Raw genomic sequence first — 23,563 nt, 5'->3', positions numbered from 1 at the left:
GTTTGCTCTGGTTATTTTGCAAATCGATGTTTTCGATGACGGGCGGCCCCTCAGGGCCGCGGACACGCGCGCGCCAGCGCGCCAATAAACACAGCGTCAAACCGTCCTGGGACTACCGAACCCAGGTCACCCAGCCACCAACCCCCACACTCAAGCCACCTCAGTAATGCCGATCGTCGGAAAGAAGAAACACGACCGCCCCCCGTTGTCAGCAGTACCGAAAACAGCAGCCAACACAGTCCCCCGCCCCGTATCCACAGGCACAGCACGCACCCCACCAACAGGAATAGCAGCAAACAAAAAGTCCCGAATAGCCGCCTCAGCAAGAGGCCGCAACTCACCAGGAACCTCAGCAGGCACCATCGCCCGCACAATGTCAGCAATCGGCCCCATCGAGGCCATCCCCCCACGCCCGGTACTCACATTGAGCCACGCCACCTGCATCCCGGACGTCTTCGTAGCCGCCGTATCGGCCGCAAGCCCGTAGGGCAGGAACGTGAACAAAGTCTGCCCGGATTTCACCGCGGACAAATCGAGCCCAGGAATCGGCAGCGTATTCGCCGGCCAAGGCCCCGGCACAGCCCCCGCGACAGCCGGAACAAGCCCCGCTCCGTCACCGCTACAGTTCGCCGCCACCGTCGGGTAGAGGAACGGCTGGATCCCCATAGCCTTCAACGTGTCGACAACGCTCTGATAGGCACCGAGAAGATCCCCCGCCTCCGCGGCAGGCGTGACCTGGGGTGCGTCCCGAGTGACAGCGGGCGCCACCGGCACGGCCGGTTCGGCGACGGCCGACGGCACGGCCAACAGCAACGCAGCGGCGCAACCCGTCAGCGCGGTCAGTGCGGTGGAACGACGCGGCATGATCACGACGTACTCCTCATCGACGCAGAGAACCCCGACGCTACCGCCTGCGATGCAGGATTCCGGCCAGGTGAAGTAACCGCCCGTTCGGCGCGTCGCAATCTCTCAGCGAACCCACCGATCGCAGTTCACCCCCGGTCCGCGGGTCCCCCACCACGCCGAACCGGGGCAATTGTGCCGGTGCTCGCGTCCGGTTCCAACCTCTGTGCTCACGCTGATTTCTACCGTTGTGGGTAGCGCACATGTGCCACATGCTGATTCAGCTCGGGCCACAAAACCGGGGCGCAACCATCCAGAGCGACCGAGAGACCTGGCTCGATGACGTCGCAGCAACCCGCCCGTTTCGGGGTGTGGGTGCTTCTGCCGGGTTCGATGGAGGAGATTTTCGTGCTGTCTACCTGTCCGGCCTGAGCGCCGCCAGATCGCGAACCCGTTGCTGGCCGGGTGGAGGTCACTGTGCCTCGTTCCACTGTTTTCCGAAGGATTCCCATGACCGCGTCTGCCGTATCCGGCGCCGAGACCGCGCCCACACCGCCTGGCGACGCTCTCCCCGCCGATCCGGAATCCGCCGACAAGGCGCCTGTCGACGACCTTCCCCGGATCGCCGGGTCGTGGCACCCGTGGCGCTGGGTCGTCGCGGCGATCGCACTGCTGCTGGTGGCCCAGTTCGCGCACGGCCTGATCACCAATCCGGGTTGGGATTGGGGCACTTTCGCCCAGTACTTCACCGCGAAGTCGGTGCTGGCCGCGCTCCGGGTGACCATCGAGCTCACTCTGTGGGGCACTGCCCTCGGTTTCGTGTTCGGCACCCTGCTGGCGATCGGGCGGGTGTCGAACAATCCCGTGCTGCGGGTGATCGCCTGGACCTATATCTGGGCTTTCCGTTCGATCCCGCTGATCGTGCAGCTGCTGTTCTGGTTCAACATCGCCTACCTGTATCCCCGCCTGTCCGTGGGCATTCCGTTCGGACCCGGCTTCTACGAGTTCGATGTCAACGGCGTGATCAGCGGTTTCACCGCGGCGGTGATCGGGCTGGCCCTGCATCAGGCGGCGTATTCGGCCGAGCTGATCCGGGCGGGCCTGCTCGCCGTCGACGACGGTCAGCTGGAAGCGGCCGCGGCGCTGGGGATTCCGCGCTGGCGCCAGTTCCGCACGATCGTGTTGCCGCAGGCGATGCGCTCGATTCTGCCGAACGCGGCCAATGAGGTGATCAGCCTGTTCAAGGGCACCTCGATCGTGTCGGTGATGGCGATCGCCGAACTGTTCTACCAGGTACAGGTGATCTTCGGCCGCAACGGCCGGGTGGTTCCGCTGCTGATGGTGGCGACCGTCTGGTACATCGTGCTCACCACGGCGCTGTCGATCCTGCAGTACTACATCGAACGGCACTACGCCAAGGGCGCGCAGCGTGAGCTGCCGCCGACACCGTGGCAGCGGGTCCGCGCCAAGGTCACCGAGATCGCCGCCGGTGCGGCCGCACCCCGAGGAGCAACCCGATGACCGCAGCGGTATTGGCGCGCGGAATCCGCAAGTCCTACAGCGGCACCGAGGTACTGCGTGGCGTGGATCTGGCGGTACGCGCCGGTGAGGTGGTCGCGGTGATCGGGCCCTCCGGCTCCGGCAAGTCCACGCTGCTGCGGGTGCTCAACCATCTGGAAGCGCAGGACGCGGGCACCGTGCACATCGACGGTGAGCTGATCGGTTACCGGCAACGCGGCAACATCTTGCGTTCGCTGCCCGACCACGCGGTGCGCGCCCAGCGCAGCCGCATCGGCTTCGTGTTCCAGCAGTTCAATCTGTTCCCACATCTCACGGTGCTCGACAATGTGGTGCTCGCCCCGGCCTCGGCGCAGCGGCGCCCGCGCGGCGAGGTGGTCGCCGAGGCGAAACAGCTCCTGGAACGGGTAGGACTGGCCGATTTCGTCGACGCCTATCCACGGCGTCTGTCCGGTGGTCAGCAGCAGCGCGTGGCCATCGCGCGGGCCCTGGCCTTGAAACCACGGCTGATCCTGTTCGACGAACCCACCTCCGCACTCGACCCGGAGCTGGTCGGCGAGGTCCTCGCGGTGATCCGCGATCTCGCGCACAGCGGCACCGCGCTGGTGATCGTCACCCACGAGATCGGTTTCGCCCGCGAGGTCGCCGACACGGTCGTGTTCCTCGACGAGGGCGTGATCGTCGAACAGGGCGAGGCCGCCAGCGTCCTCGACCACCCCGAACACCCGCGCACGCAGGCGTTCCTGTCCCGCGTCCGCTGAACATCCCTTCCCACGAACAGGTTTCGACACTGATGAAGCTCTCCACCCTGATCGGCATCGTCGCGGCGGCCACGCTGTTGACGGCAGGCTGCACCGCCGAGCCCGAGGCCGCCGACACCGTGCAGGCCGGTGCGATCACCTACGACCTGTCCCCCGCCCAGGAGGGCAGGGTGCGCGCCGCCAAGGTCGACGCGATCGCCGCCGAGGTGCCCCAGGCCATCCGCGACCGCGGCACGCTGGTGGTGACCGGTCCCGCCGGTTCCGTGCCGCCGCTGCGGTTCTACGCCACCGACGACCGGACCGTCATCGGCTCCGAGGTCGACTTCGCCACCCTGGTGGCCGACATCCTGGGCCTGAAGCTCGATATCCAGGTGGCGGACTGGTCGCAGAACTTCGTGCGGGTGGATTCCGGTGAGGTGGACGCGTTCATCTCGAATGTGACCGTCACCGAGGAGCGCAAGGAGAAGTACGACTTCGCCACCTACCGCACCGACACCGTCGCCCTCGAGGTCCCGAAGGACAGCCCGCTGACCTACACCGACCGCAAGAGCCTGGCGGGCAAGCGGATCGGGATCGGCGCGGGCACCAATCAGGAACAGCTGCTGGTGAGCTGGAACGAGAAGAACGTCGCCGAGGGTCTACCCCCGGTCGACATCGCCTACTACCAGCAGAGCACCGACTACTACCTTGCGCTGGCCTCCAAGCGCATCGACGGCTACATCGGCCCGAACCCCGCAGCCGTGTACCACTCCGCCACCAGCGACGGCAAGATCATCGCCACCTTCTCCGGCGCGGGTGAGCAGTTGCAGGGCGAGATCGCGGCGCTCACCAAGAAGGACAACGGCCTGATCGGCCCTATCCACAAGGCGTTGCAGCACGCGATCGCCGACGGCAGCTACCAGAAGGTCCTCGACCGCTGGGGCCTGGATTCGGAGAAGGTCACCGAGTCGCGGATCAACCCGCCCGGTCTGCCGAAGAAGCCCGCCGCATGAAATTCCTGCTGATGACGCTGATCACCCGGGTACCCGATCCGGTCACCGGCGTGGTCCCGACGACACGTGATCGCCTGCACGAGGTGGTCGAACAGGCCAGGCGCGCCGAGGAATTCGGCTACGACGGGTTCGCTGTCGGTGAGCGGCACGAGGATCCGTTCCTGTCGGCCGCTCCCCCGGTGGTGTTGAGCCATATCGCGGCCCTCACCTCGCGGATCAGCCTGTTCACCGCGGTCACCACCTTGAGCCTGCTCGATCCGGTGCGCGCGTTCGAGGACTATTCCACCCTCGACAACCTGTCCGAGGGCCGGCTCGAGCTGATCATCGGCAAGGGCAACGGCGCGGCGCAGGCGCAGCTCTACCACGTCACCACCGAGGATCAGTGGGAGCGCAATCGGGAAGGGTACGAACTGTTCCGGGCGCTGTGGGACAGCGAGGAAGTGACGTGGTCGGGACAGTTCCGGCCCTCACTCGCCGCGGCCAAGGCGTTGCCCCGACCGTTGCAGCCGCGGGTGCGGATCTGGCACGGGAGTGCGACGAGCAAGGAGTCGGTGGAACTGGCCGCGCGCCACGGTGATCCGGTGTTCTCGGCGAATGTCACCAATCCGATCGAGCCGTACGCCGCGCTGATCCGCCACTATCGCGAGCGCTGGGCGCACTACGGTCACGACCCGGCCGACGCGCTGGTCGGCGCGGGCACCGCGGGCTTCCATGTCGCGCGGACCTCCCAGGAGGCCGTCGAGGTGTTCCGTCCGCTGTTCGAGGCGCGGACCTCGCTGCAGCGCAAGGTCGGCAATCCGGTCGTGTTCGAGACCGTCGAAGACTTCGTCACCCGCTCGTCGGCGCTGGTCGGCAGCCCGGAGCAGGTGATCGACAAGGTCGGCCGCTATCACGAACAGTTCGGGCACGAGGTGATCCACCTGTCCGCCGAACGTGACGGCCGCACCGAATCCGAGTACCTGGGCAGTCTCGAACTGTTCCAGGCCGAGGTGGCGCCCGAGCTGCGCCGCCGCATTCCGAGTCGTCCCCTGGCCGCTGGCCGCCAATTCTCTGGAGTTATCTCGTGATCCGTCCTCGTCATCGCATCGCCGCCGCCGTCGGCGCACTGGCCGCCGTCACCACGGTGGTCGCCTGTGGCAGCGACACCGGCGGCTCGGGTGGTCAGGCCGGACCGCCGCAGCCCGGCGGCACCTTGCGCTACGGCCTCTCGCAGGCCCCGACCTGCTCGGATCCGGCTCAGTCGGCCAGTAATCAGACCATCTACGTCGCCCGCCAGATCGTCGACTCGCTCACCGATCAGGACCCGAAGACCGGCGCGATCACACCCTGGTTGGCCAAGAGCTGGGAGGTCAGCCCGGACGCGAAAGTGTTCACCTTCAAGCTCGCCGACGGTGTCACCTTCAGCGACGGCACTGCGCTGACCGCGGACTCGGTGCGCGATACCTTCGACGCGACGGTCAAGCTCGGCGGGGCGAAGGCCGCGCTCGGCGTCAGCTATCTCACCAACTATGTCGGCACCACCGCAGTCGACAAGCTCACCGCCCGTGTCGAATTCAGCCAGCCGAACGCCCAGTTCCTGCAGGCCACCTCGACCCCTCAGCTGGGCATCCTCGCCCAGTCCACCAACGCCAAGCCCGCCGAGGCGCGGTGCGCGGGCGACAACATCGGCAGCGGACCGTTCACCTACACCAGCTGGAAGCAGGACTCCTCGGCCACGCTGGCCAAGCGGGTCGGCTACAACTGGGGCTCGGCCGTTTTCGGGCACCAGGGCGAGGCGTATCTGGACAAGATCGAGTTCACCGTGGTCCCGGAATCGGGTGTGCGGACCGGCAGCCTGGCCTCGGGTCAGCTCGACGCCATCAGTGACGCGCTGCCGCAGGACGCACCGCAGATCGAGGCCGCCGGCGGGCAGGTGCTGTCCACGTCCAACCCGGGAACCCCGTTCGGCTTCCAGCTCAACGTGACTCGTGGTCCGCTGCGTGACCAGGCCGTCCGTCAGGCGCTGCTGCCCGCGCTGGACCGCAAGCAGCTCGTCGACACCGTGCTCGGCCCGCAGTTCAAGTACGCGACCGGCAGCCTGGCCTCGGCCACCCCGGCCTACCTGGATCAGTCGGCCCGGCTCGCCTACGACCCCGCCAAGGCCAAGGCCGCCCTCGACCAGGCGGGCTGGCTGCCCGGCGCCGACGGCATCCGTACCAAGAACGGTGAGCGCCTGAGCTTCTCGGTGACCTTCAGCCAGGTGTTCGCGGGCAACCAGGCGATTCTGGAACTGACCCAGCAGCAGCTGCGCCAGATCGGGGTGGATCTGAAGCTCGACCTGGTCTCCGGGCCGGAGAGCACCGCGAAGATGAACACCAAGGACTACGACTCCTTCTACGGCAACTCCACCCGCGCCGATGGTGACATCCTGCGGACCTCGTTCTCGCTGACCGGTCGCAATCTCAGTGTGCGCGGCCCGATCCCGGCCCTGGACGAGGCGCTGGACAAGCAGCTGGCCACCAACGACCCGGCGGCACGCGCGGAACTGCTCGCGACCGTGCAGAAGCTGGTGCTCGACAACGGCCTGTACCTGCCGACGATCGAACTGTCGCAGGCGATCGGCGTGGCCGGGCACACCCAGGACGTGAAGTTCGAGGCCTCGGCCCGACTGCAGTTCTTCGACACCTGGCTGAGCGGGCACTGATCATGGGCCGATACGTGGGTTCGCGCGTACTGCAGGCGATCTGGGTGCTGTGGGCGGCGTTCACGATCTCCTTCCTCGTGCTGTACGCGCTGCCCTCGGATCCGGTCTCGATGGCGGCCGACGGCGCCGGGCTCGGCACCCCGGTCGACAAGGCGGCCGTAGCGGAGATGCAGGCCCGGTACGGGTTGGACAAGCCGCTGTGGGAGCAGTACCTGACCGCGCTCGGCAACGCCGTCAGCGGCGATCTGGGCCGCTCCATCAATACCGGCCAGCCGGTGACCGAAGCCATCGGTGACGCTGTCCCGCCCACTCTCGGACTGGCCGCTCTCGCACTGCTCTTCGCGATCATCGGCGGGACGATCCTCGCGTTCGCCGCCACCTATACGCAACGGCCTTGGCTGCGCAACGCCCTGAGTGCGCTCCCGCCGCTGGGTGTTTCGGTGCCGACATTCTGGACCGGCCTGCTCCTGTTGCAGCTGTTCTCCTTCCGGCTGCACTGGTTCCCCGCCTTCGGTGGGACCGGGCTGCGCGGGACGCTACTGCCCGCGCTGACGCTGGCTCTGCCGATCGGGGCGGTGCTCGCCCAGGTTCTCGCGGCCGGGCTGGAACAGACGTGGCGTCAGCCGTTCACCGATGTGGCGCTGGCCAAGGGCGCGTCCCGCTGGTGGGTGCAGCGCCGCCATATCGCCCGGTTGGCCAGCGTGCCCGCGTTCACCATCGCGGGGGTGCTGGTCGGCACGATGCTGGCCGGGTCGGTGGTGGTGGAGTCGGTGTTCGCCCGCGCGGGCGTCGGCCGGCTCACCCAGACCTCCGTGCTCAATCAGGACATCCCCGTGGTCCAGGGCGTGGTGTTGCTCTCGGCGCTGATCTTCGTCGGCGTGAATCTGGCGGTCGACCTGCTCTATCCGCTGCTCGATCCGCGCATCACCGGGACGCGGCGCAGTCGTGCCGTGCCGGTTGTCACCACCCCCGCCGAAGCCGGGTCCGTCGCTGGGAAGTCCAGCGAATCGGACGGCTCGAACACCGACACCGAAAGGAGTGAACGTGGTTGACATCCTCGTGCGCCGACCGGCGCCGACCGCACGGCCCGAGCCGGTGACCGATCATGGCGTCGCGCGCGTGCACCGAGCAACCCGAACGGCCCGATGGGCCCGCGCACACCTGGGCCTGGTGGTGTCGGGGGTGGTGCTGGCCGTCGCGGTCGGCTGGGCGGTGGCGCCCTCGGTGTTCGCCTCCGGCGATCCACTGATCGGAGTGCCCGCGGAGAAGTTCCGGGCACCCAGCGCGGCGCACTGGTTCGGCACCGACAATCTCGGGCGCGACCTGTACACGCGGATGGTGCACGGTGCGGGGCTCTCGCTCACCGCCACGCTCACCGCGGTCGGGATCGCGTTGGTGGTCGGGTCGGTACTCGGGCTGCTGTCCGGCGCCGCGGGCGGCATCGTCGACACCGCGATCATGCGGGTCGTCGACGTGCTGCTGTCCATCCCGTCGCTGTTGCTCGCGCTGGCCCTGGTCACCGCGCTCGGCTTCGGCACCCGCAATGTGGCTGTCGCCGTCGGTGTCTCGCTGATCGCGAACTTCGCCAGGGTGATGCGCTCGGAGGTGCTGCGGGTGCGGCACGCGCCGTATGTCGAGGCCGCGCACGCGTCCGGCGTGCGCTGGTACGCGGTGCTGGTTCGGCACGTGCTGCCCAATGCGTTCCAGCCGGTGCTGGCCTTGGCCGCGGTCGAATTCGGCATGGCGGTGCTGGCCGTGTCCTCGCTCAGCTTTCTCGGCTACGGCACCAAACCGCCCACCCCCGAATGGGGTTCGCTGATCTCGGAGGGCCGCAACTTCCTCGCCTCCGCCTGGTGGCTGACAACACTGCCCGGCCTGGTCATCATCGCCGTGGTGTTGTCGGCCCAGCGGCTGGGTCGATTCGTGGGAAGGACCGAAACACGATGAGCGACACGACGAACGGAACGCGCCCGACGCGGAGTTCGGCCGCGGCGGACCAGCCGTTGCTCCAGGTGGAAGATCTGCACATCGAGTATCGGACCGGCGCGGGGTCGGTGTCCGCACTGCGCGGGGTATCGATCGAGGTGGCGCGAGGCGAGGTCGTCGCCCTCGTCGGCGAGTCGGGGTCGGGCAAATCGACGTTGGCGCACGCGGTGATCGGGCTGCTCGGGGACTCGGCGGGGATCGTGGCGGGCACGGTCGAGTTCGCCGGTGAGCGGGTCGATCCGGGCGACGAGAAGGCGCTGCGGCGACTGCGCGGGGCGCGGGTGGGATTCGTGCCGCAGGATCCGGGCCTGTCGCTCAATCCGGTGCTGCGGGTGGGTGATCAGGTGGCCGAGGCGCTGCTGGTGCATCGGCTGGCCGACCGGCGCGGGGCGGCGCTACAGGCCCTCGACCTGCTGGAAGAGGTCGGGCTGGATCGGCCGGAGGTGCGGGCGCGGCAGTATCCGCACGAGCTGTCCGGCGGGCAGCGCCAGCGAGTGCTGATCGCGATCGCGCTGGCGTGCGGGCCGGAGCTGATCATCGCGGACGAGCCGACGAGTGCGCTCGACGCGACGGTGGCGCGACAGGTGCTGGATCGGCTGGCCGAGCGGATCGCGGCCCGCGGGACCGCCGTCCTGCTGATCACCCACGACCTGGCCGTTGCCGCGGAGCGGGCCGATCGACTGGTGGTGCTCGAGCAGGGCGAGGTCGTCGAATCCGGCACTACCGCACAGGTTCTCAACCACCCGGCACAGCCGTACACGCAGCGCCTGCTCGCCGCGTCCCCGGCGCTGTCGCCCACCGAATTCCGGCCCCTACGACCCCGAGCGGAAACACCGTTGCTGTCGGTTCACGCCCTGCACAAGCGCTTCCACGCGGGAGCGGGCTCCATCACCGCCGTCGACGATGTGCGGTTCAGTCTCGATCGCGGGGAAACGCTCGCGCTGGTCGGCGAATCCGGTTCGGGCAAGTCGACGACGGCGCGCATCGCACTGCGACTCACCGACGCCGACAGCGGAACGGTCACCTTCGACGGCCACGACCTCACCAGCGCCCGCCGAAACCGCCTGCGCACGCTGCGTCGACGGTTCCAGGTGGTGTACCAGAACCCGTACTCCTCGCTGGATCCACGCTGGGAAGTCGCCGACATCATCGCCGAACCCCTGCGCGCCTACGGGATCGGCGACCGGACGAAACGCGTCGCCGAGCTACTCGAACAGGTCGCGCTACCGGCGGACTTCACGAAACGCAGGCCCGCGGAACTGTCGGGCGGACAGCGACAGCGTGTGGCGATCGCCCGCGCGCTGGCCCTGCACCCCGACCTGCTGGTGCTCGACGAACCGGTCTCCGCGCTCGACGCCTCGGTGCAGGCGCAGATCCTCGACCTGCTCGACACCCTGCAGCACGAACTCGCCCTCGGCTACCTGTTCATCTCCCACGACCTGGCCGTGGTGCGCCGGATCAGCGACCGGGTCGCGGTGATGCGCCACGGTCGCGTCGTCGAAACCGGGCCTACCGCAACTCTGTTCACCGATCCACAACACCCGTACACGAGGGAGCTGCTCGCGGCGATTCCCGCGCCGGGCGCCCGGATCGATCCCCTCGACGGAAAGGACCTCACCCGATGAGCCAGCCCAGACTGTTCCTCGGCATCGAAACGGTAGGCACCGGAACGCATCCCGCGTCCTGGCGACGCACCGATTCCGGCGCCGAAGACCTGTTCACCGCCGGCTACTGGACCGCCGTGATCTCCTCGGCCGAGGAGCTCGGGTTCGACGCCGTCTTCCTGCCCGACTCGTTCGGCATCCAGTCCGGTGGCGCCGCCGTGACCCGCGGCAGGCTCGACGCCGTCGCGATCGCCGCCCGCACCGCCCCGCTGACCAGCCGGATCGGCTTGATCCCGCAGGTACCGGTCACCCACACCGAACCGTTCCACGCGTCCAAGGCCGTGACCGCGCTCGACTTCACGAGCCTGGGCCGTGCGGGGTGGGAGGTGACCGTGTCCGCCACCGACGTCGAGGCGAAGGCATTCGGGCGCAAAGAGGTTCAGGATCCGACGTCGCTGTGGCACGAGGCCGACGAAGCGATCGAGGTGGTGACCCGGCTGTGGGACAGCTGGGAGGACGGCGCCGAGATCCGCGACGTACCCAGCGGCCGGTTCATCGACCGTGCCCGGCTGCACTACATCGACTTCGCCGGCGACAACTTCTCGGTCAAGGGCCCGTCGATCACCCCGCGCTCGCCTCAGGGCCAACCCATCATCACGGTCCGCGCCGACACCCCTGAGTCGACCGAGGTAGCCGTTCGCCGGGCCGACATCATCCGTATCAGCGCCCCCGATCTCGCGACCGCCGCCGCGCACCGCCTGGCCTTACGCGCGGCGATCGTCACCGAGGGCCGCGATCCCGACAGCGTGCAGATCCTGCTGGATCTTCCTGTCCACCTGGCAGATTCGGCGGAGGCGGCGCTCTCCGAGGTGCGCGAGCTCGATCGCTGGGCGGCGGAGCACCCGCCGCTCGGTCCCGATCGGTTCCACCACGTCGGTACCGCCGCCGCGCTCGACGATCTTCTCGCGGAGGTCACGCGGGCCGACGCCGTCGACGGGGTGGTCCTGCGACCGCTGGCCCTGCACGCCTCGCTGGCCGAACTCACCACCCACCGGACCGTTGTCGCGCCCACCACCACCGCGGTGACCCTGCGTGAGCGCCTCGGTCTTCCCCGCCCACTCAGCCGATACGCCACGACAGGAGCAGCGCGGTGACCTCGAAACCACGCAAGCAAATCCACCTCGCCGCGCACTTCCCCGGCGTCAACAACACCACCGTCTGGGCCGATCCGGCCTCGAAATCGCAGGTCGACTTCGAGTCCTTCGAGCATCTGGCGCGCACCGCCGAACGGGGCCTGTTCGACTTCTTCTTCCTGGCCGAGGGGTTGCGGCTGCGCGAACATCGCGGGCAGATCCACGACCTGGATGTGGTCGGCAGGCCGGACACCTTCACCGTGCTCAACGCGGTGGCGGCGGTGACCGAGCGGCTCGGGCTGGCGGGCACCATCAACAGCACCTACAACGAACCCTTCGAGGTCGCCAAGCAGTTCGCCTCGCTCGATCACCTCTCCGGCGGTCGGGCCGCGTGGAACGTGGTCACCTCCTCGGACGCGTTCACCGGCGAGAACTTCCGGCGCGGCGGCTACCTCGACCACGGCGAGCGGTATCGGCGGGCGGAACAGGTGGTCGCCGCCACCAGGGCACTGTGGGACAGCTGGCCCACCGACTCGCTGGTGATCGATCGCGAGCGCGGGATCTTCGCCCGCGACATTCCCGACACCGCCTTCCGCAGTTCACAATTCGACTTCGCGGCGCCATTCGTCGTTCCGCCGAGTCCGCAGGGGCATCCGGTGCTGTTGCAGGCGGGCGATTCCGACGAGGGCCGCGAGTTCGGCGCGAAGACCGCCGACGCGATCTTCACCGGGCACGGCACCCTGGAGGCGGGCCAGAAGTTCTACGCCGACGTCAAGGGCAGGCTGGCGAAATACGGTCGCGCACACGGTGACCTGCTGGTGCTGCCCGCGGCCACGTTCGTCCTCGGCGACACCACCGACGAGGCGCACGAACGGGCCCGCGACATCCGCTACCAGCAGGTGAGCCCGCAGACCGCGATCGCCTTCCTCGAGCAGGTCTGGGGCCGTGACCTTTCCGGCTACGACCCCGACGGCCCGCTGCCCGATGTCGAGCCCGATGCCGCCGCCGAGATCACCCGCGGCCGGGTCCGGCACACGAAAGATCCACTGGCCGTGGCGAAGGCGTGGCGCGAACAGGCCGAGGCGGGCGACCTCAGCATCCGCGAACTCATCATCGAGGTCACCGCCCGCCAGCAGTTCATCGGCACACCCGCCCAGGTCGCCGAGCAGATCGACCGGTACGTGCAGTCCGACGCGTCCGACGGTTTCATCCTCGTCCCGCACCTGACACCCGCCGGGCTCGACGAATTCGTCGACACCGTGGTCCCCGAACTGCAGGAACGCGGCAGCTTCCGCACCGAATACACCGGCACTACCTTGCGCGACCATCTCGGTCTGCGTCACCCCCACCACCACACCGTCGCCGAAGGAGCACGCGCGTCATGACGATCACCGTCGAGAACCCGACCCCCACCACGACATTCGCCGACGACTGGTCGCGCTGGCATCACGCCCGCGAGGACGGCCTGCGCGATCCCCTCGGCTGGCTCAGCCTGGCGGGGTTGCACTGGCTCACCGACAGCCCGGCGCGCCTGGACGGCGTCCCCGGCACCTGGTGGGTTACCGACGAGAAGGTGTTCATCACCGCCCAGCCCGCCGACCGGCTCGATGTGGACGGCGAGCGGATCGGCGGCGTGCAGATCGTGACGCCCGTGGAGGGCGCGCCGGGGGTGAGCGTGCTCAACGAGGAGAGGGTCCTCGAGGTGATCCGGCGCTCCGGGCAGTACGCGGTGCGCGTGCACGATCCGGCCGCGCCGACACTGACCGCGTTCACCGGGGTCGCGGCCTATCCGGCCGACCCGCGCTGGGTCGTGACCGGGCGTTTCACCGCGTTCGGGGAAGCACGCACCGTCACCACCGGCGCCGTGGTCGACGGGCTCGAGCACCACCACAGCGCCGCGGGAATCATCGAGTTCCGCATCGGCGACAGCCACGAGGCGCTGCTCGCCTTCGGCACCTCCGACGACCTGAAGGTGCTGTTCACCGACGCCACCAGCGGTGTCACCACCTACCCGGCCGCCCGCTCGCTCGCCGTCGGCGCGGTCGAGGCCGACGGCACCGTCACCCTCGACTTCAACCGGGCGGTGAACCTACCGTGCGCGTTCACCGACTTCGCCACCTGCCCCGTCGCCCCCCGCGAGAACCGGCTGCGCGTGGCGATCGAAGCGGGAGAACAGGATCCGAAGCTATGAGCGTTCCACTGTCGATTCTCGATCTGTCACCGATCAGCGAAGGCGCCAGTGCCGCACAGGCATTGCGCAATACCGTCGACCTCGCCCGGCAGGCCGAGCAGTGGGGCTATCGCCGATACTGGCTGGCCGAACACCATTTCGTATCGGTGGCGAGTTCGTCGTCGCTGACGCTGCTCGGGTTGGTCGCCGCGGCGACCTCGCGTATCCGGGTGGGGACAGGTGCGGTGCAGGTGGGCCATCACACCTCGGCCTCGATCGTGGAGGCGTTCGGCACCGTCGACGCGCTGTATCCGGGTCGACTCGATCTGGGTCTGGGCCGGTCAGGGCATCGGCGCAGCCAGTTCGGCGCCGCGGCCACGACCACCAAGGGCGGGCACCCGGTACTGGACACGGTCACCGGGCGGACCGAGGTGCGTGACGGTGTGGTGGTGCCGCCACCCTTCGATCCACGCCGGGTCACCGACCGCACGAAGTTCCTCGCCTCGGCCGAGGCGCTGCAGCAGCCCGGCGCGGAGTCGTTGGACTTCGCCGACCAGGTGGCCGAGGTTCAAGCGCTCCTGGACGGCCGCTACTTCACCGCGAGCGGTGTCGAGCTGCACGCCGTTCCCGGCGAGGGCATCGACACCGAGCTGTGGTTGTTCGGCAGTTCGGCGGGCGAAAGCGCCGAGCTGGCAGGCAAGTCGGGGTTGCCGTTCGCGGCGGCTTACCACGTCGCGCCGGGGTCCGCGCTGGACGCGGTCGAGGCGTATCGGGCGGCGTTCCGACCCTCGGAGCAGCTGGCCGAACCGCACGTGATCGTCTCGGCGGACGTCGTAGCCGCGGCCGACGACGACACCGCCCGCCACCTCGCGAGCACCTATGGGCACTGGGTCCACAGCATCCGCAGTGGCGGCGCGGCCGAGTACCTCGATCCCGCAACAGCTTCGCCCCTCACCCCCGATCAACACCGCCTCGTCGACGACCGGCTGGCCTCCCAGATCGTCGGCTCGCCCACCACCGTGGTCGAGCGACTCGAGGCCCTCCAAAGGGTCACCGGCGCCGACGAATTGCTCATCACCACCATCACCCACGACCACGCCGACCGGCTCGAGTCACACCGCCTGCTGGCCGACGCGTGGGGATTGCGAGCCGCCCGCGCGGCGTGACCGGCCAACCACCCCTTGGGCGCCCCGCAACGTCGACTCGACTACGGGGCGCCCTTCGGCTGTCCGGGGTCCATCGCCGTCCGCAACCGCTCGAGCAACCGCTCGAACTGCGCGAGCTGGGCAGGCTCGTATTCGGCGAGGATCGCGTCCTGCTCGGCGTTGATCGGGTGGAAGAACTCGTCGGCCAGCTGTCGAGCGTTCGCGCTGCACCGCAACGTCACGACCCGGCGATCGGCGTGCTCGCGGCTGCGGGTGATGTATCCCGCCTGCTCCAGCCGGTTGAGCAAGGTGGTCATCGCCCCCGAGGTCAGGGTGATCCGCTTGCTCAGCAGCGCGGGAGACAGCGGTTCTCCGGCGTGTTCGGCGGCTGCGATCTCCATCAGCGCGAAGGCATCGGTGGAGTGCACGCCGAGCGTTTCCGCGAATCGACGGCCCAGTTCGGTGAAGCTCGCGCCGTAGTCGATGAGCCCCGCGGCGAGCCGCTGCCGCCGCATCGCGACATCGCCGGATGTCTGCTCCACCATCTCGTCCTCTCGTCGACCGCCGATTGACAACTTACCGCCCGCCATTTACCTTCATCATAAAGTAACTTTATGACGGAGGTATAGTGCGGACAGAAACAGAGACCCCACCGCTGCGCTTGTGGTTGGGATTGATCGCCGTCTCACTCGGCGTGGCGTTGATCGTGGTCGACCTGACGATCGTGAACGTGATTCTCGCGCCGATCGTCGAGGACCTGGCGATCACCTCGATTCAGGCGCAATGGATCCAGGAGTCGTACGCGATCGTTTTCGCCGCGCTCCTGCTGGTCGCCGGTCGGCTCAGCGACCTCTACGGCGCGCGCAGGCTGTTCCTGATCGGGTTGGTCGTCTTCGGCGCCACCAGCCTGCTCGCCGCGCTCGCGCCCAGTGGCGGCCTGCTCATCGCTGCCCGCTTCCTGCAGGGCGTCGGCGGGGCGATGATCCTGCCGACCTCGCTGGCCCTGGTGAACGCGGCGTTCACCGGAAAGGCTCGCGGACAGGCCTTCGCGATCTGGGGATCCACGATCGGCGCGGCCGCGGCGCTCGGCCCGCTGCTCGGCGGCCGGCTCGCCGACTTCTCCTGGCGGTGGGCTTTCGGCATCAACATCCCCGCGGTCGCGCTGATCATGGTGGCCGTGCTGATCTACCTCCCCGCCGCACCGAAGAACGCCGGTCGCATCGATTGGCTCTGAGCGGCCCAGTCCGCACTCGGCCTCGGCCTGCTCGCCTTCGCCATGATCGAGGGCCGGCACTACGGATGGCTGGTCGTCACCGAGCCACTGAGCCTCCGTGGGTTCGCTTGGCGCAGTGGGCCTTCACCGGTTCTCGTCGCGTTCGTCGGCGCCGCACTCGTCCTCGGGCTCTTCTGGCGCAGACAGGCACTACTCGGACGCACCGACGGGGAACCGCTGGTCGACGTGCGGCTGTTCTCGATCGATTCGTTCCGCAGGGGCAATGTGGTGACACTGATCGTCGGCGTCGGCGAGTTCGGCATCATCGCGGTCCTGCCGCTGTGGATGCAATTCGCCCTCGACTACACCGCATTTCAGGCCGGGCTCGCCCTGATGCCGCTCGCGATCGGCAGTTTCGTCGCCAGCGGCGCGAGTTTCTCGCTGACGGCCTCGGTCTCGGCCTTGGGCCAGGTCAGGATCGGCTTGCTGCTGGAAGCGGCCGGACTGGCGCTGCTCGGCTTGTTCGCCGCGGCGGACAGCAGCTGGTGGTCGATCGCGCTCGCGCTGTTCGTCTACGGCATCGGCGTCGGCTTCGCTACCGCCCAGGTCACCAATATCGTGCTCGCCGACGTGCCGGGCGAGAGCGCGGGACAGGGCTCGGGAATGCAAAGCGCGGCACGGGAACTCGGCTCGGCATTGGGCATCGCCGTCCTCACCACCATCTACTTCAGCACCGTCGGCACCGGCCTGCGCGACCGCCTGACCGACGCGGGCCTGCCCGAACCCGAAGTGCGGCAACTGGAGTCGACGGTCACCGGCAGCGCCGGTTCGGCGATCACAGCGTTCGCCGAAAACCCGGACACACTGCCCATCGCGGAAGCGGCGCGCGCGGCCATGGCCGCGGGCATCGAGGTGGCGAGCTACCTGTGCGCCGGCCTGCTGGTGCTCGCCTTGGCCACTACGGCATTCGTCAAACCCGAACGACACGAGTAGCGCCAGTTCACCGGGGGCCCGGACTCGTTCCGCGGCCCCCACGCTCGCCCGGTCGTCAAGCCCGCATCAATCACATTCCCCCTTTCTATACGTAGGCGTATATCAGCGGTACTCTCGACTTATACGCCGCCGTACACATGGAGGTTCCCACTATGCGACTACCCGAATCGGCCCACACCGGCCAGCCCTGGCGCATCCACGAGATCGCCCCCGACTTCGATGTCGAGGACATCTGGCAGTTCCGCACCCCCGGCGCGGGCCCCGACGACTTCCCCGCCCTACTCGCCGCCCTCCAGGCCGAACGCGCCTCCGAGTCCACCGGCATCAGCGGCCTGCTGTTCAAGATCCGCTGGAAGCTGGGCGAACTGTTCGGCTGGGACCGCGAAGACGCAGGCACCGGCACCCGGGTCGCCTCCCTCCGCGACCGCCTCCCCGCCGACCTGCGCGACACCGACGTCCCCGCCGACGACAGCCCCCTCACTGCCCTCTACGTCCTGGACAACGAATACGCCGCCGAAATCGCCAACGGCACGATGCACGGCATCATGCACCTGGGCTGGGTCCCCGACAACACCGGCTACCACCTACAAATGGCCGTCCTGGTGAAGCCCAACGGCTGGTTCGGCCGCTTCTACATGGCCTTGATCAAGCCCTTCCGCTACGGCATCGTCTACCCGGCGATGACCCGCAGCTGGGAACGCACCTGGAACGACCTGGCCGTCACGCGGTAAGCGCTGTTCCTAGGCGCTGAGGGGGGCGGCGGATACGCCGTAGCCGAGGTTGGTGAGGACTTCGCTGGTGGCTTTGGCGAAGTTCAAGGTGATGAAGTGCAGGCACGGGGCGCCTTCTTCGGTGAGGCGCTGGGCCATTTCGGTGGCGATCTGGATGCCTTCGACTCGGACGGCGGCGCGGTCTTCCTCCGGGCCGGTGCCTGCCGCGCGGGTGAGGCGGGCTACGACGTCGGCGGGGACGGGGCGGCCGCTGAGTTCCTCGGCGCGGGCGACCGTGCGCAGCGAGGTGATGGGCATCAGCTCGGGGATGATCGGCTTGGCGCCCTCGATGGGGTCCATGGCGATCACGCGGTCGCGCAGACGCAGGTAGTGCTCGACGTCGAAGAACATCTGGGTGATCGAATACTCCGCTCCCGCACGGAGTTTCGCCGCCAGGTGGTGGGTGTCGTGGTCGAGGTCGGGCGAGCGGTGATGACCCTGGGGGAACGAGGCGACGCCGACGTGGAAGTCGCCGAGATCGCGCACGATGCGCACCAGTTCCTCGGCGTATTCGACACCGCCGGGGTGCTTGGCCCATTCGCCCAGCGGGTCACCGGGCGGGTCACCGCGCAGGACCAGGACATTGCAGATGCCGGAGTCGGCGTAGGAGCCGATCAGGGAGCGCAGTTCGGCGATGCTGTGCCCGACCGCGGTGAGGTGGGCGACCGGGAGCAGGGTGGTTTCCTGCGCGAGCGCACCGGTGATGCGCACGGTGCGGTCGCGGGTGGAACCGCCCGCGCCGTAGGTCATCGACACGAAGGCGGGATGCATGCGTTCGAACTCGCGGACCGCGCGCCACAGCCGAGCCTCGCCCGCTTCGTCGCGCGGAGGGTTGAACTCCACGGAGAACGGCACGCCGTTGCCCGAATGGGTGCGCAGACTCTGCACCACCGAGGGGGTGTTCGAGACGATCGACGGCCGCTGGGCGGGTCGATCTGGGGTCGAACTTCCCCGTCCATTGTCGAAATCCACCGGCTCAGTCTAGTGGGAGGCGATGACGCCCCGGCACCGACTGGGAAACCGGGCGCCGAACACCGAACAATGCGTCAAGGCCGATGGACGTGCCCGTAGACGGCAGCACCGCCGAAACCCGGATGTGGGCTGCGTCGCAGCGGCCCTGTGCGCCGAGAGCGCGCCCGGTCCGCCCGCGTATCGTTCGAGACAACGCTGGTGACCGCACCACCGAGTGCCCAACCGGTCCCGCTGTTCGCCCACTTCGCCCCTGGAGGCCGCCCTGTCCGCCGGAATCGGTACCCCGCTATCCCGGTCCGCCGCCGACGCTCTGACCTCGGTCGATCTCGTCGCACTTACCCCGGGCACGCCGGCCTTCGTCGCCGCTGTCGAACAGGTGCTGACCAGCTTCTTCGCCACCCGGCGTGAGATCGTCGAGCCGCTGGGGCCCGTCTTCCTCGACGCCGTCGAAGCGCTCGGACAGTTCGTGGTTCGTGGCGGCAAGCGGACGAGACCGGGATTCGCGTGGACCGGCTGGCTGGGCGCCGGTGGCGATCCCGCGGGCCCGGATGCCGCCGCGGTACTCACCGCCTGTTCGGCATTGGAATTGGTGCAGGCGTGCGCGCTCGTGCACGACGACATCATCGACTCCTCGCGCACTCGGCGCGGGTTCCCGACCGTGCACATCGAGTTCGAGGATCGGCACGCCGCGGCGGGCTGGCCCGGCGACGGCGCGGCTTACGGCTCGGCGGTCGCGATTCTGATCGGCGATCTGGCGCTGGCCTGGGCGGACGATCTGGTGCACGAGGCCGGTTTGAGCCCGCAAGCACTGGCCCGGTTCGCGCCGGTGTGGGCCCGGATGCGGACCGAGGTGCTCGGTGGGCAACTCCTCGACATCAACGGCGAGGCAGGCGGCGACGAGTCGGTCGAGGCCGCGTTGCGGATCAACCGGTACAAAACCGCCGCGTACACGATCGAACGGCCGTTGCATCTGGGTGCGGCGCTGGCGGGTGCCGACGAGGCACTGGTGGACGCGCTGCGGGTGTACGGAACCGACGTGGGGATCGCGTTCCAGCTGCGTGACGACCTGCTCGGCGTCTTCGGCGACCCGGCGGTGACCGGGAAACCGTCGGGCGACGACCTGCGGGAAGGCAAGCGGACCGTGTTGATCGCCGAGGCGCTGCGCCGGGCCGATCCGGCCTCCGCCGCGCTGATCCGGACCGGCCTCGGCACCGATCTCGACGATGCCGCCGTCGACCGGCTGCGCACAGTACTCACCGACCTGGGCGCGGTCGACGAGGTGGAGCGCCGGATCACCGAGCTCACCGACACCGGGCTCGCCGCGATCGCGACCAGTTCCGCGACGCCGCAGGCCAAGCAGTTGCTCCACGCCATGGCACTGGCTGCCACTCGCCGCGCAGCCTGATAGGAAAAATGTTGTGGGACAAGGGAATCATGTCGTCGTAGTCGGAGCCGGGCTGGCCGGTCTCGCGGCCGCGCTGCACCTGCGGGGCGCGGGTCACGAGGTGACGGTGCTGGAACGGGCCGATCATCCGGGCGGCCGGGTGGGTAGATACCGGTTCGACGACTACGAGATCGACAGCGGCGCAACGGTACTCACCTTGCCGGCGGTGATCGACGACGCGCTGGCCGCCGTCGGGCACACCAGGGACAGCGTCGGCCTGCGCATCCACCGCCTCGCTCCCGCCTATCACGCACGCTTCGCCGACGGCAGCGACATCCGCGTGTACGACGACGCCGACCAGATGGCCGCCGAGGTCGAAAGTGCTTGCGGGCCCGCCGAAGCGCGCAACTACCGCCGGCTGCGCGACTGGCTCGGCCGCGTCTACGACGCCGAGTTCGACGAGTTCATGAACGCCGATTTCGATTCGCCCCTCGACATGGTGCGCACGCCGCGCTCCAGGGCAGCGCTGATCGCGCTGGCCAAGCTCGGCGGCTTCGGCAAACTCGGGCCCCGCGTACGGTCCTACCTGCGCGACGAACGACTGACCAGGCTGTTCACCTTCCAGGCGCTGTACGCGGGCATGTCACCGGATGACGCACTCGCGGTCTACGGCGCGATCCCGAATATGGACACCTGCCTCGGCGTCTACTTCCCCGAAGGCGGGATGCGCGCGATCACGGCGGCGCTCGCCGAGGGGTTCACGGCCGCGGGTGGTCAGCTCGTCCTGAATGCCGAGGTCGACGGCATCGACTATCGCCCCGCCCGGACACCGAACGGGCAGAGGCAGACGGGTCCGACCCGTGGCCGAAGCGCCGAAGCGGTGCGCACTCGCGACGGGCGCACCTATCCCTGCGACGCGGTGGTCCTCACCGCCGACATCGGCTCGCTGCCGACATTCGGCCTGCGCCACCGTCGCGGCCTGCGCGCCTCGCCCTCCGCCGTCGTCGCCCACGGCACCGTTCCCGCCGAGGTCGCCGCGCGCTGGCCCGTGCAGGCCCATCACACCATCGAGTTCGGCGCCGCCTGGGCACAGACCTTCGCCGAGATCGCCGCGCGCAAAGGTCGCGGGCGGCTCATGAGCGATCCGTCGCTGCTGCTCACGCGGCCCGCCCTCACCGACGCCGACCAGTTCATCGACCGGGCGACCGGGCGCTTCGAACCGCTGTCGGTGCTCGCGCCGTGTCCCAACCTGACCGCCGCCCCGCTCGACTGGGACCGACTCGCCCCGGCCTACCTGCGCGAGGTGCTCGGAGTATTGGAGCAACGCGGCTACACCGGAATCACCGAACATTTCCGCGTCGACCACCTCGACACACCCGGCACCTGGGCCGCCCAGGGCATGATCGCGGGCACACCGTTCTCCCTCGCCCACGTATTCCGGCAAACCGGGCCCTTCCGGCCACGCAATCTGCCAAGGGGTGTGGACAACGTCGTTCTCGCAGGTTGCGGCACCACTCCGGGGGTGGGTGTGCCCACCACACTGCTGTCCGGCAAGCTGGCGGCGGCACGAATCACCGGCAGCCGGGCACACGCCGGTACCGACCACCGGGTTAGTGTTCCAACTTGAAGCCGTAAACTGACGGCCGACTTATCAGCTCGCGGTTGCGACCGCCGACCATCCGGGGGGACCGACCGAACATGCCGCCCTCCGAGACGACCGTAGGCACCATGGACAACACGCGCACACTCGAGCGCCAGCGTCACCTACCCGCCGGGAGCGACCCGGGCGTCCGGACCTGGCTGCGCACCGCAGGCGAGTTCGCCAGGAGCCCCGAAGGCCATGCGGCCCTGATGGGTTTCTTCGGCGCCATGATGATCACCTTCGGTGGCTTCGGCGCGGGGGCTGTTCGCAAGCGTGATCCGCTGCTCGAAGCGCTGCACCTGTCCTGGCTGCGGTTCGGCCACGGATACGTGCTGTCGACGATCGTGATCTGGATCGGCGTGCTGCTGATGATCACGGCGTGGGTGCGGCTCGGCCGCACCACCCTCGGCAAGGGCGGCTCGACGGTCACGCTCAACGAGTTGCGGGCGATCGTCGGAATCTGGATCACGCCCCTGCTGTTCGCGGCGCCGATGTTCAGCCGCGACTCCTACTCCTACCTCGCCCAGGGCGCCCTGTTGCGGGACGGTTTCGACCCCTATCAGGTGGGTCCCGTCGCCAATCCCGGTGTGCTGCTGGACAACGTGAGCCCGGTCTGGACCACCACCACCGCGCCCTACGGCCCCGTGTTCTTGTTGATGGGCCGTGCGATCACTTCGCTCACCGGCGACAATGTCATCGCCGGGACCATCGCGCTGCGCGTCGTCATGCTGCCCGGACTGGCGCTGATGATGTGGGCGGTGCCGTATCTGACCAAGCATCTGGGCGGCAAGCCGACGGTCGCGCTGTGGCTGGCCGTGCTCAACCCGCTGGTGCTGGTGCACCTGATCGGTGGCGTGCACAACGAGATGCTGATGGTCGGGCTGATGTGCGCCGGCGTCGCGCTCGTGCTCGAACGCCATCATGTGGCGGGCATCGTGGTGGTCGCCATCGGCGTCGCGATCAAGGCGACGGCAGGCGTGGCACTGCCGTTCCTGGTGTGGATCTGGATTCTGCACGAGAAGGAACGGCGAGCCGCCGAGCGCCGGGCCGCGGTGGATTCCGACGCCGCACTCGCCGAAGAACAGAAACACCCCGACGCTGCCAGACCGTCCGCGGATATGCCGCACCCGCTGTTCGTCTTCGCCAAGATCGCCGGTATCGGTGTCGGCGTGTTCGCGCTGGTGTTCGGCGCGGCGTCGGTGATCGCCGGGGTCGGCTTCGGCTGGGTCACCGCGTTGCAGGGTTCGAACAAGATCATCAACTGGCTGTCGCTGCCGACGATTCTCGCGCACATGGTCACCTGGGTGACCCCGCTCGATTTCAACTCCGTGCTGGATGTGACCCGCCTGCTGTGCCAGATCGCCATGGTCGCGTTGCTCGTCGCGACCTGGTGGCGGTTCCGGCACAGTGAGCGGGAGGCCGTGATGGGCATCATCATCGCGTTCGTCGCGATCGTGCTGCTCTCCCCCGCCGCGCTGCCCTGGTACTACTCGTGGCCGCTCGCGCTGGCCGCCGGGTTCGCGATGTCGACCCGCACGTTGATGTGGCTGGTCGGGATCTGCACGTGGCTGATGCTGGTGTTCCAGCCCGACGGGTCGATCGGCCTCTACAACTTCTGGCATGTCGCGCTGGCGACCTTCGCCGCCGTGGTCGCGGCGGTGTCGCTGCGCACCGTCGATCCGCTGCATCTGCGTTCGGCCGGTTCGAAGGCCGTTGCCACGGAATCGGCGCCGCCAGTTCGAGCATGAGCCGTC

Annotated in this window: 21 protein-coding genes and 1 riboswitch; of the genes, 18 read left to right on the top strand and 3 right to left on the bottom strand. The window is 68.7% G+C overall.

Translation table 11 applies throughout. The features are described from left to right. Positions 1–150 precede the first annotated feature (150 nt). Positions 151–864 (bottom strand): hypothetical protein, encoded by a 714-nt coding sequence (locus ACFVJ5_RS34075; RefSeq protein ID WP_379226749.1) that lies wholly within the window; start codon positions 862–864, stop codon positions 151–153. A 285-nt stretch (positions 865–1,149) separates the two neighbouring features. Beyond that, a riboswitch (SAM riboswitch) is annotated at positions 1,150–1,243 on the top strand. Positions 1,244–1,353: 110 nt separating this feature from the next. On the opposite strand from ACFVJ5_RS34075, the gene ACFVJ5_RS34070 reads away from it, so the two are divergent. The 12 genes from ACFVJ5_RS34070 to ACFVJ5_RS34015 all read left to right on the top strand — a co-directional run bounded on the left by ACFVJ5_RS34070 (position 1,354) and on the right by ACFVJ5_RS34015 (position 14,856). Continuing rightward, positions 1,354–2,364 carry an amino acid ABC transporter permease gene (locus ACFVJ5_RS34070; protein WP_379226608.1) on the top strand — a complete coding sequence of 337 codons (1,011 nt, stop codon included), beginning with the start codon at positions 1,354–1,356 and terminating at the stop codon, positions 2,362–2,364. Further along, positions 2,361–3,122, top strand: coding sequence for an amino acid ABC transporter ATP-binding protein (locus tag ACFVJ5_RS34065; RefSeq protein ID WP_379226606.1), 762 nt, complete (start codon positions 2,361–2,363; stop codon positions 3,120–3,122). Before ACFVJ5_RS34070 ends, ACFVJ5_RS34065 begins: the two co-directional genes overlap by 4 nt. Before the next feature lie 32 nt (positions 3,123–3,154). After that, positions 3,155–4,114 carry an ABC transporter substrate-binding protein gene (locus ACFVJ5_RS34060; RefSeq protein WP_379226604.1) on the top strand — a complete coding sequence of 320 codons (960 nt, stop codon included), beginning with the start codon at positions 3,155–3,157 and terminating at the stop codon, positions 4,112–4,114. Then, positions 4,111–5,181: an LLM class flavin-dependent oxidoreductase gene (locus tag ACFVJ5_RS34055; protein WP_379226602.1), complete on the top strand. Its 1,071-nt coding sequence runs from the start codon at positions 4,111–4,113 to the stop codon at positions 5,179–5,181. The genes ACFVJ5_RS34060 and ACFVJ5_RS34055 overlap by 4 nt, the downstream gene beginning before the upstream one ends. Beyond that, the gene (locus tag ACFVJ5_RS34050) at positions 5,178–6,797 is read left to right on the top strand and encodes an ABC transporter substrate-binding protein (RefSeq protein ID WP_379226600.1); all 1,620 of its coding nucleotides are present in this window, start codon (positions 5,178–5,180) and stop codon (positions 6,795–6,797) included. The genes ACFVJ5_RS34055 and ACFVJ5_RS34050 overlap by 4 nt, the downstream gene beginning before the upstream one ends. 2 nt (positions 6,798–6,799) lie before the next feature. Then, a complete protein-coding gene (locus ACFVJ5_RS34045) occupies positions 6,800–7,849 on the top strand; it encodes an ABC transporter permease (RefSeq protein ID WP_379226598.1) in 1,050 nt (349 codons plus the stop codon). Positions 7,850–7,916: 67 nt separating this feature from the next. Beyond that, a complete protein-coding gene (locus tag ACFVJ5_RS34040) occupies positions 7,917–8,744 on the top strand; it encodes an ABC transporter permease (protein WP_379226747.1) in 828 nt (275 codons plus the stop codon). Next, positions 8,741–10,408: a dipeptide ABC transporter ATP-binding protein gene (locus ACFVJ5_RS34035; RefSeq protein WP_379226596.1), complete on the top strand. Its 1,668-nt coding sequence runs from the start codon at positions 8,741–8,743 to the stop codon at positions 10,406–10,408. The genes ACFVJ5_RS34040 and ACFVJ5_RS34035 overlap by 4 nt, the downstream gene beginning before the upstream one ends. Continuing rightward, positions 10,405–11,541: an LLM class flavin-dependent oxidoreductase gene (locus ACFVJ5_RS34030; RefSeq protein ID WP_379226594.1), complete on the top strand. Its 1,137-nt coding sequence runs from the start codon at positions 10,405–10,407 to the stop codon at positions 11,539–11,541. Before ACFVJ5_RS34035 ends, ACFVJ5_RS34030 begins: the two co-directional genes overlap by 4 nt. Then, positions 11,538–12,905, top strand: coding sequence for an NtaA/DmoA family FMN-dependent monooxygenase (locus ACFVJ5_RS34025; RefSeq protein WP_379226592.1), 1,368 nt, complete (start codon positions 11,538–11,540; stop codon positions 12,903–12,905). The genes ACFVJ5_RS34030 and ACFVJ5_RS34025 overlap by 4 nt, the downstream gene beginning before the upstream one ends. Further along, positions 12,902–13,711 carry a DUF1684 domain-containing protein gene (locus ACFVJ5_RS34020; RefSeq protein ID WP_379226590.1) on the top strand — a complete coding sequence of 270 codons (810 nt, stop codon included), beginning with the start codon at positions 12,902–12,904 and terminating at the stop codon, positions 13,709–13,711. The genes ACFVJ5_RS34025 and ACFVJ5_RS34020 overlap by 4 nt, the downstream gene beginning before the upstream one ends. After that, positions 13,708–14,856: an LLM class flavin-dependent oxidoreductase gene (locus ACFVJ5_RS34015; protein WP_379226588.1), complete on the top strand. Its 1,149-nt coding sequence runs from the start codon at positions 13,708–13,710 to the stop codon at positions 14,854–14,856. Before ACFVJ5_RS34020 ends, ACFVJ5_RS34015 begins: the two co-directional genes overlap by 4 nt. A 41-nt stretch (positions 14,857–14,897) precedes the next feature. On the opposite strand, the gene ACFVJ5_RS34010 is transcribed toward ACFVJ5_RS34015, so the two are convergent. Next, a complete protein-coding gene (locus tag ACFVJ5_RS34010; RefSeq protein WP_379226586.1) occupies positions 14,898–15,380 on the bottom strand; it encodes a MarR family winged helix-turn-helix transcriptional regulator in 483 nt (160 codons plus the stop codon). An 83-nt stretch (positions 15,381–15,463) separates the two neighbouring features. On the opposite strand from ACFVJ5_RS34010, the gene ACFVJ5_RS34005 reads away from it, so the two are divergent. The 3 genes from ACFVJ5_RS34005 (at position 15,464) to ACFVJ5_RS33995 (ending at position 17,772) form a co-directional block, all read left to right on the top strand. Next, on the top strand, positions 15,464–16,069 hold the full coding sequence (locus tag ACFVJ5_RS34005) for an MFS transporter (RefSeq protein WP_379226584.1): 606 nt from the start codon (positions 15,464–15,466) through the stop codon (positions 16,067–16,069). Between the two features lie 42 nt (positions 16,070–16,111). Further along, on the top strand, positions 16,112–17,041 hold the full coding sequence (locus tag ACFVJ5_RS34000) for an MFS transporter (RefSeq protein WP_379226582.1): 930 nt from the start codon (positions 16,112–16,114) through the stop codon (positions 17,039–17,041). A 152-nt stretch (positions 17,042–17,193) separates the two neighbouring features. Further along, positions 17,194–17,772, top strand: coding sequence for a DUF2867 domain-containing protein (locus ACFVJ5_RS33995; RefSeq protein ID WP_379226580.1), 579 nt, complete (start codon positions 17,194–17,196; stop codon positions 17,770–17,772). 9 nt (positions 17,773–17,781) lie between these two features. Here the strand turns inward: ACFVJ5_RS33995 and ACFVJ5_RS33990 are convergent, their stop codons facing one another. Beyond that, positions 17,782–18,783, bottom strand: a complete 1,002-nt coding sequence (locus ACFVJ5_RS33990; RefSeq protein WP_379226578.1) for a methylenetetrahydrofolate reductase — start codon at positions 18,781–18,783, stop codon at positions 17,782–17,784. Positions 18,784–19,033: 250 nt separating this feature from the next. Between ACFVJ5_RS33990 and ACFVJ5_RS33985 the strand changes: the two genes are divergently transcribed. The 3 genes from ACFVJ5_RS33985 to ACFVJ5_RS33975 all read left to right on the top strand — a co-directional run bounded on the left by ACFVJ5_RS33985 (position 19,034) and on the right by ACFVJ5_RS33975 (position 23,557). After that, positions 19,034–20,188 (top strand): polyprenyl synthetase family protein, encoded by a 1,155-nt coding sequence (locus ACFVJ5_RS33985; protein WP_379226745.1) that lies wholly within the window; start codon positions 19,034–19,036, stop codon positions 20,186–20,188. Between the two features lie 13 nt (positions 20,189–20,201). Further along, positions 20,202–21,794 carry a phytoene desaturase family protein gene (gene crtI, locus ACFVJ5_RS33980; RefSeq protein WP_379226576.1) on the top strand — a complete coding sequence of 531 codons (1,593 nt, stop codon included), beginning with the start codon at positions 20,202–20,204 and terminating at the stop codon, positions 21,792–21,794. Positions 21,795–21,895: 101 nt separating this feature from the next. Then, complete coding sequence (locus ACFVJ5_RS33975; protein WP_379226574.1) at positions 21,896–23,557, top strand: alpha-(1->6)-mannopyranosyltransferase A; 1,662 nt, start codon at positions 21,896–21,898, stop codon at positions 23,555–23,557. Positions 23,558–23,563: the final 6 nt, after the last annotated feature.

The sequence above is a fragment of the Nocardia sp. NPDC127606 genome, from assembly GCF_042671725.1.
Taxonomy (GTDB): domain Bacteria; phylum Actinomycetota; class Actinomycetes; order Mycobacteriales; family Mycobacteriaceae; genus Nocardia.
This window is presented reverse-complemented; position numbering and strand designations above follow the sequence as displayed.

Excerpts from the sequence above, each read along its gene's own strand:
- ACFVJ5_RS33975 (WP_379226574.1), top strand. The coding sequence starts at position 21,896 with ATGGACAACACGCGCACACTCGAGCGCCAGCGTCACCTACCCGCCGGG.
- ACFVJ5_RS34070 (WP_379226608.1), top strand. The coding sequence starts at position 1,354 with ATGACCGCGTCTGCCGTATCCGGCGCCGAGACCGCGCCCACACCGCCT.
- ACFVJ5_RS34035 (WP_379226596.1), top strand. The coding sequence starts at position 8,741 with ATGAGCGACACGACGAACGGAACGCGCCCGACGCGGAGTTCGGCCGCG.
- ACFVJ5_RS34020 (WP_379226590.1), top strand. The coding sequence starts at position 12,902 with ATGACGATCACCGTCGAGAACCCGACCCCCACCACGACATTCGCCGAC.
- ACFVJ5_RS33995 (WP_379226580.1), top strand. The coding sequence starts at position 17,194 with ATGCGACTACCCGAATCGGCCCACACCGGCCAGCCCTGGCGCATCCAC.
- ACFVJ5_RS34045 (WP_379226598.1), top strand. The coding sequence starts at position 6,800 with ATGGGCCGATACGTGGGTTCGCGCGTACTGCAGGCGATCTGGGTGCTG.
- ACFVJ5_RS34030 (WP_379226594.1), top strand. The coding sequence starts at position 10,405 with ATGAGCCAGCCCAGACTGTTCCTCGGCATCGAAACGGTAGGCACCGGA.
- ACFVJ5_RS34015 (WP_379226588.1), top strand. The coding sequence starts at position 13,708 with ATGAGCGTTCCACTGTCGATTCTCGATCTGTCACCGATCAGCGAAGGC.
- ACFVJ5_RS34065 (WP_379226606.1), top strand. The coding sequence starts at position 2,361 with ATGACCGCAGCGGTATTGGCGCGCGGAATCCGCAAGTCCTACAGCGGC.
- ACFVJ5_RS34010 (WP_379226586.1), bottom strand. The coding sequence starts at position 15,380 with ATGGTGGAGCAGACATCCGGCGATGTCGCGATGCGGCGGCAGCGGCTC.
- ACFVJ5_RS34000 (WP_379226582.1), top strand. The coding sequence starts at position 16,112 with ATGATCGAGGGCCGGCACTACGGATGGCTGGTCGTCACCGAGCCACTG.
- ACFVJ5_RS34055 (WP_379226602.1), top strand. The coding sequence starts at position 4,111 with ATGAAATTCCTGCTGATGACGCTGATCACCCGGGTACCCGATCCGGTC.
- ACFVJ5_RS34075 (WP_379226749.1), bottom strand. The coding sequence starts at position 864 with ATGCCGCGTCGTTCCACCGCACTGACCGCGCTGACGGGTTGCGCCGCT.
- ACFVJ5_RS34060 (WP_379226604.1), top strand. The coding sequence starts at position 3,155 with ATGAAGCTCTCCACCCTGATCGGCATCGTCGCGGCGGCCACGCTGTTG.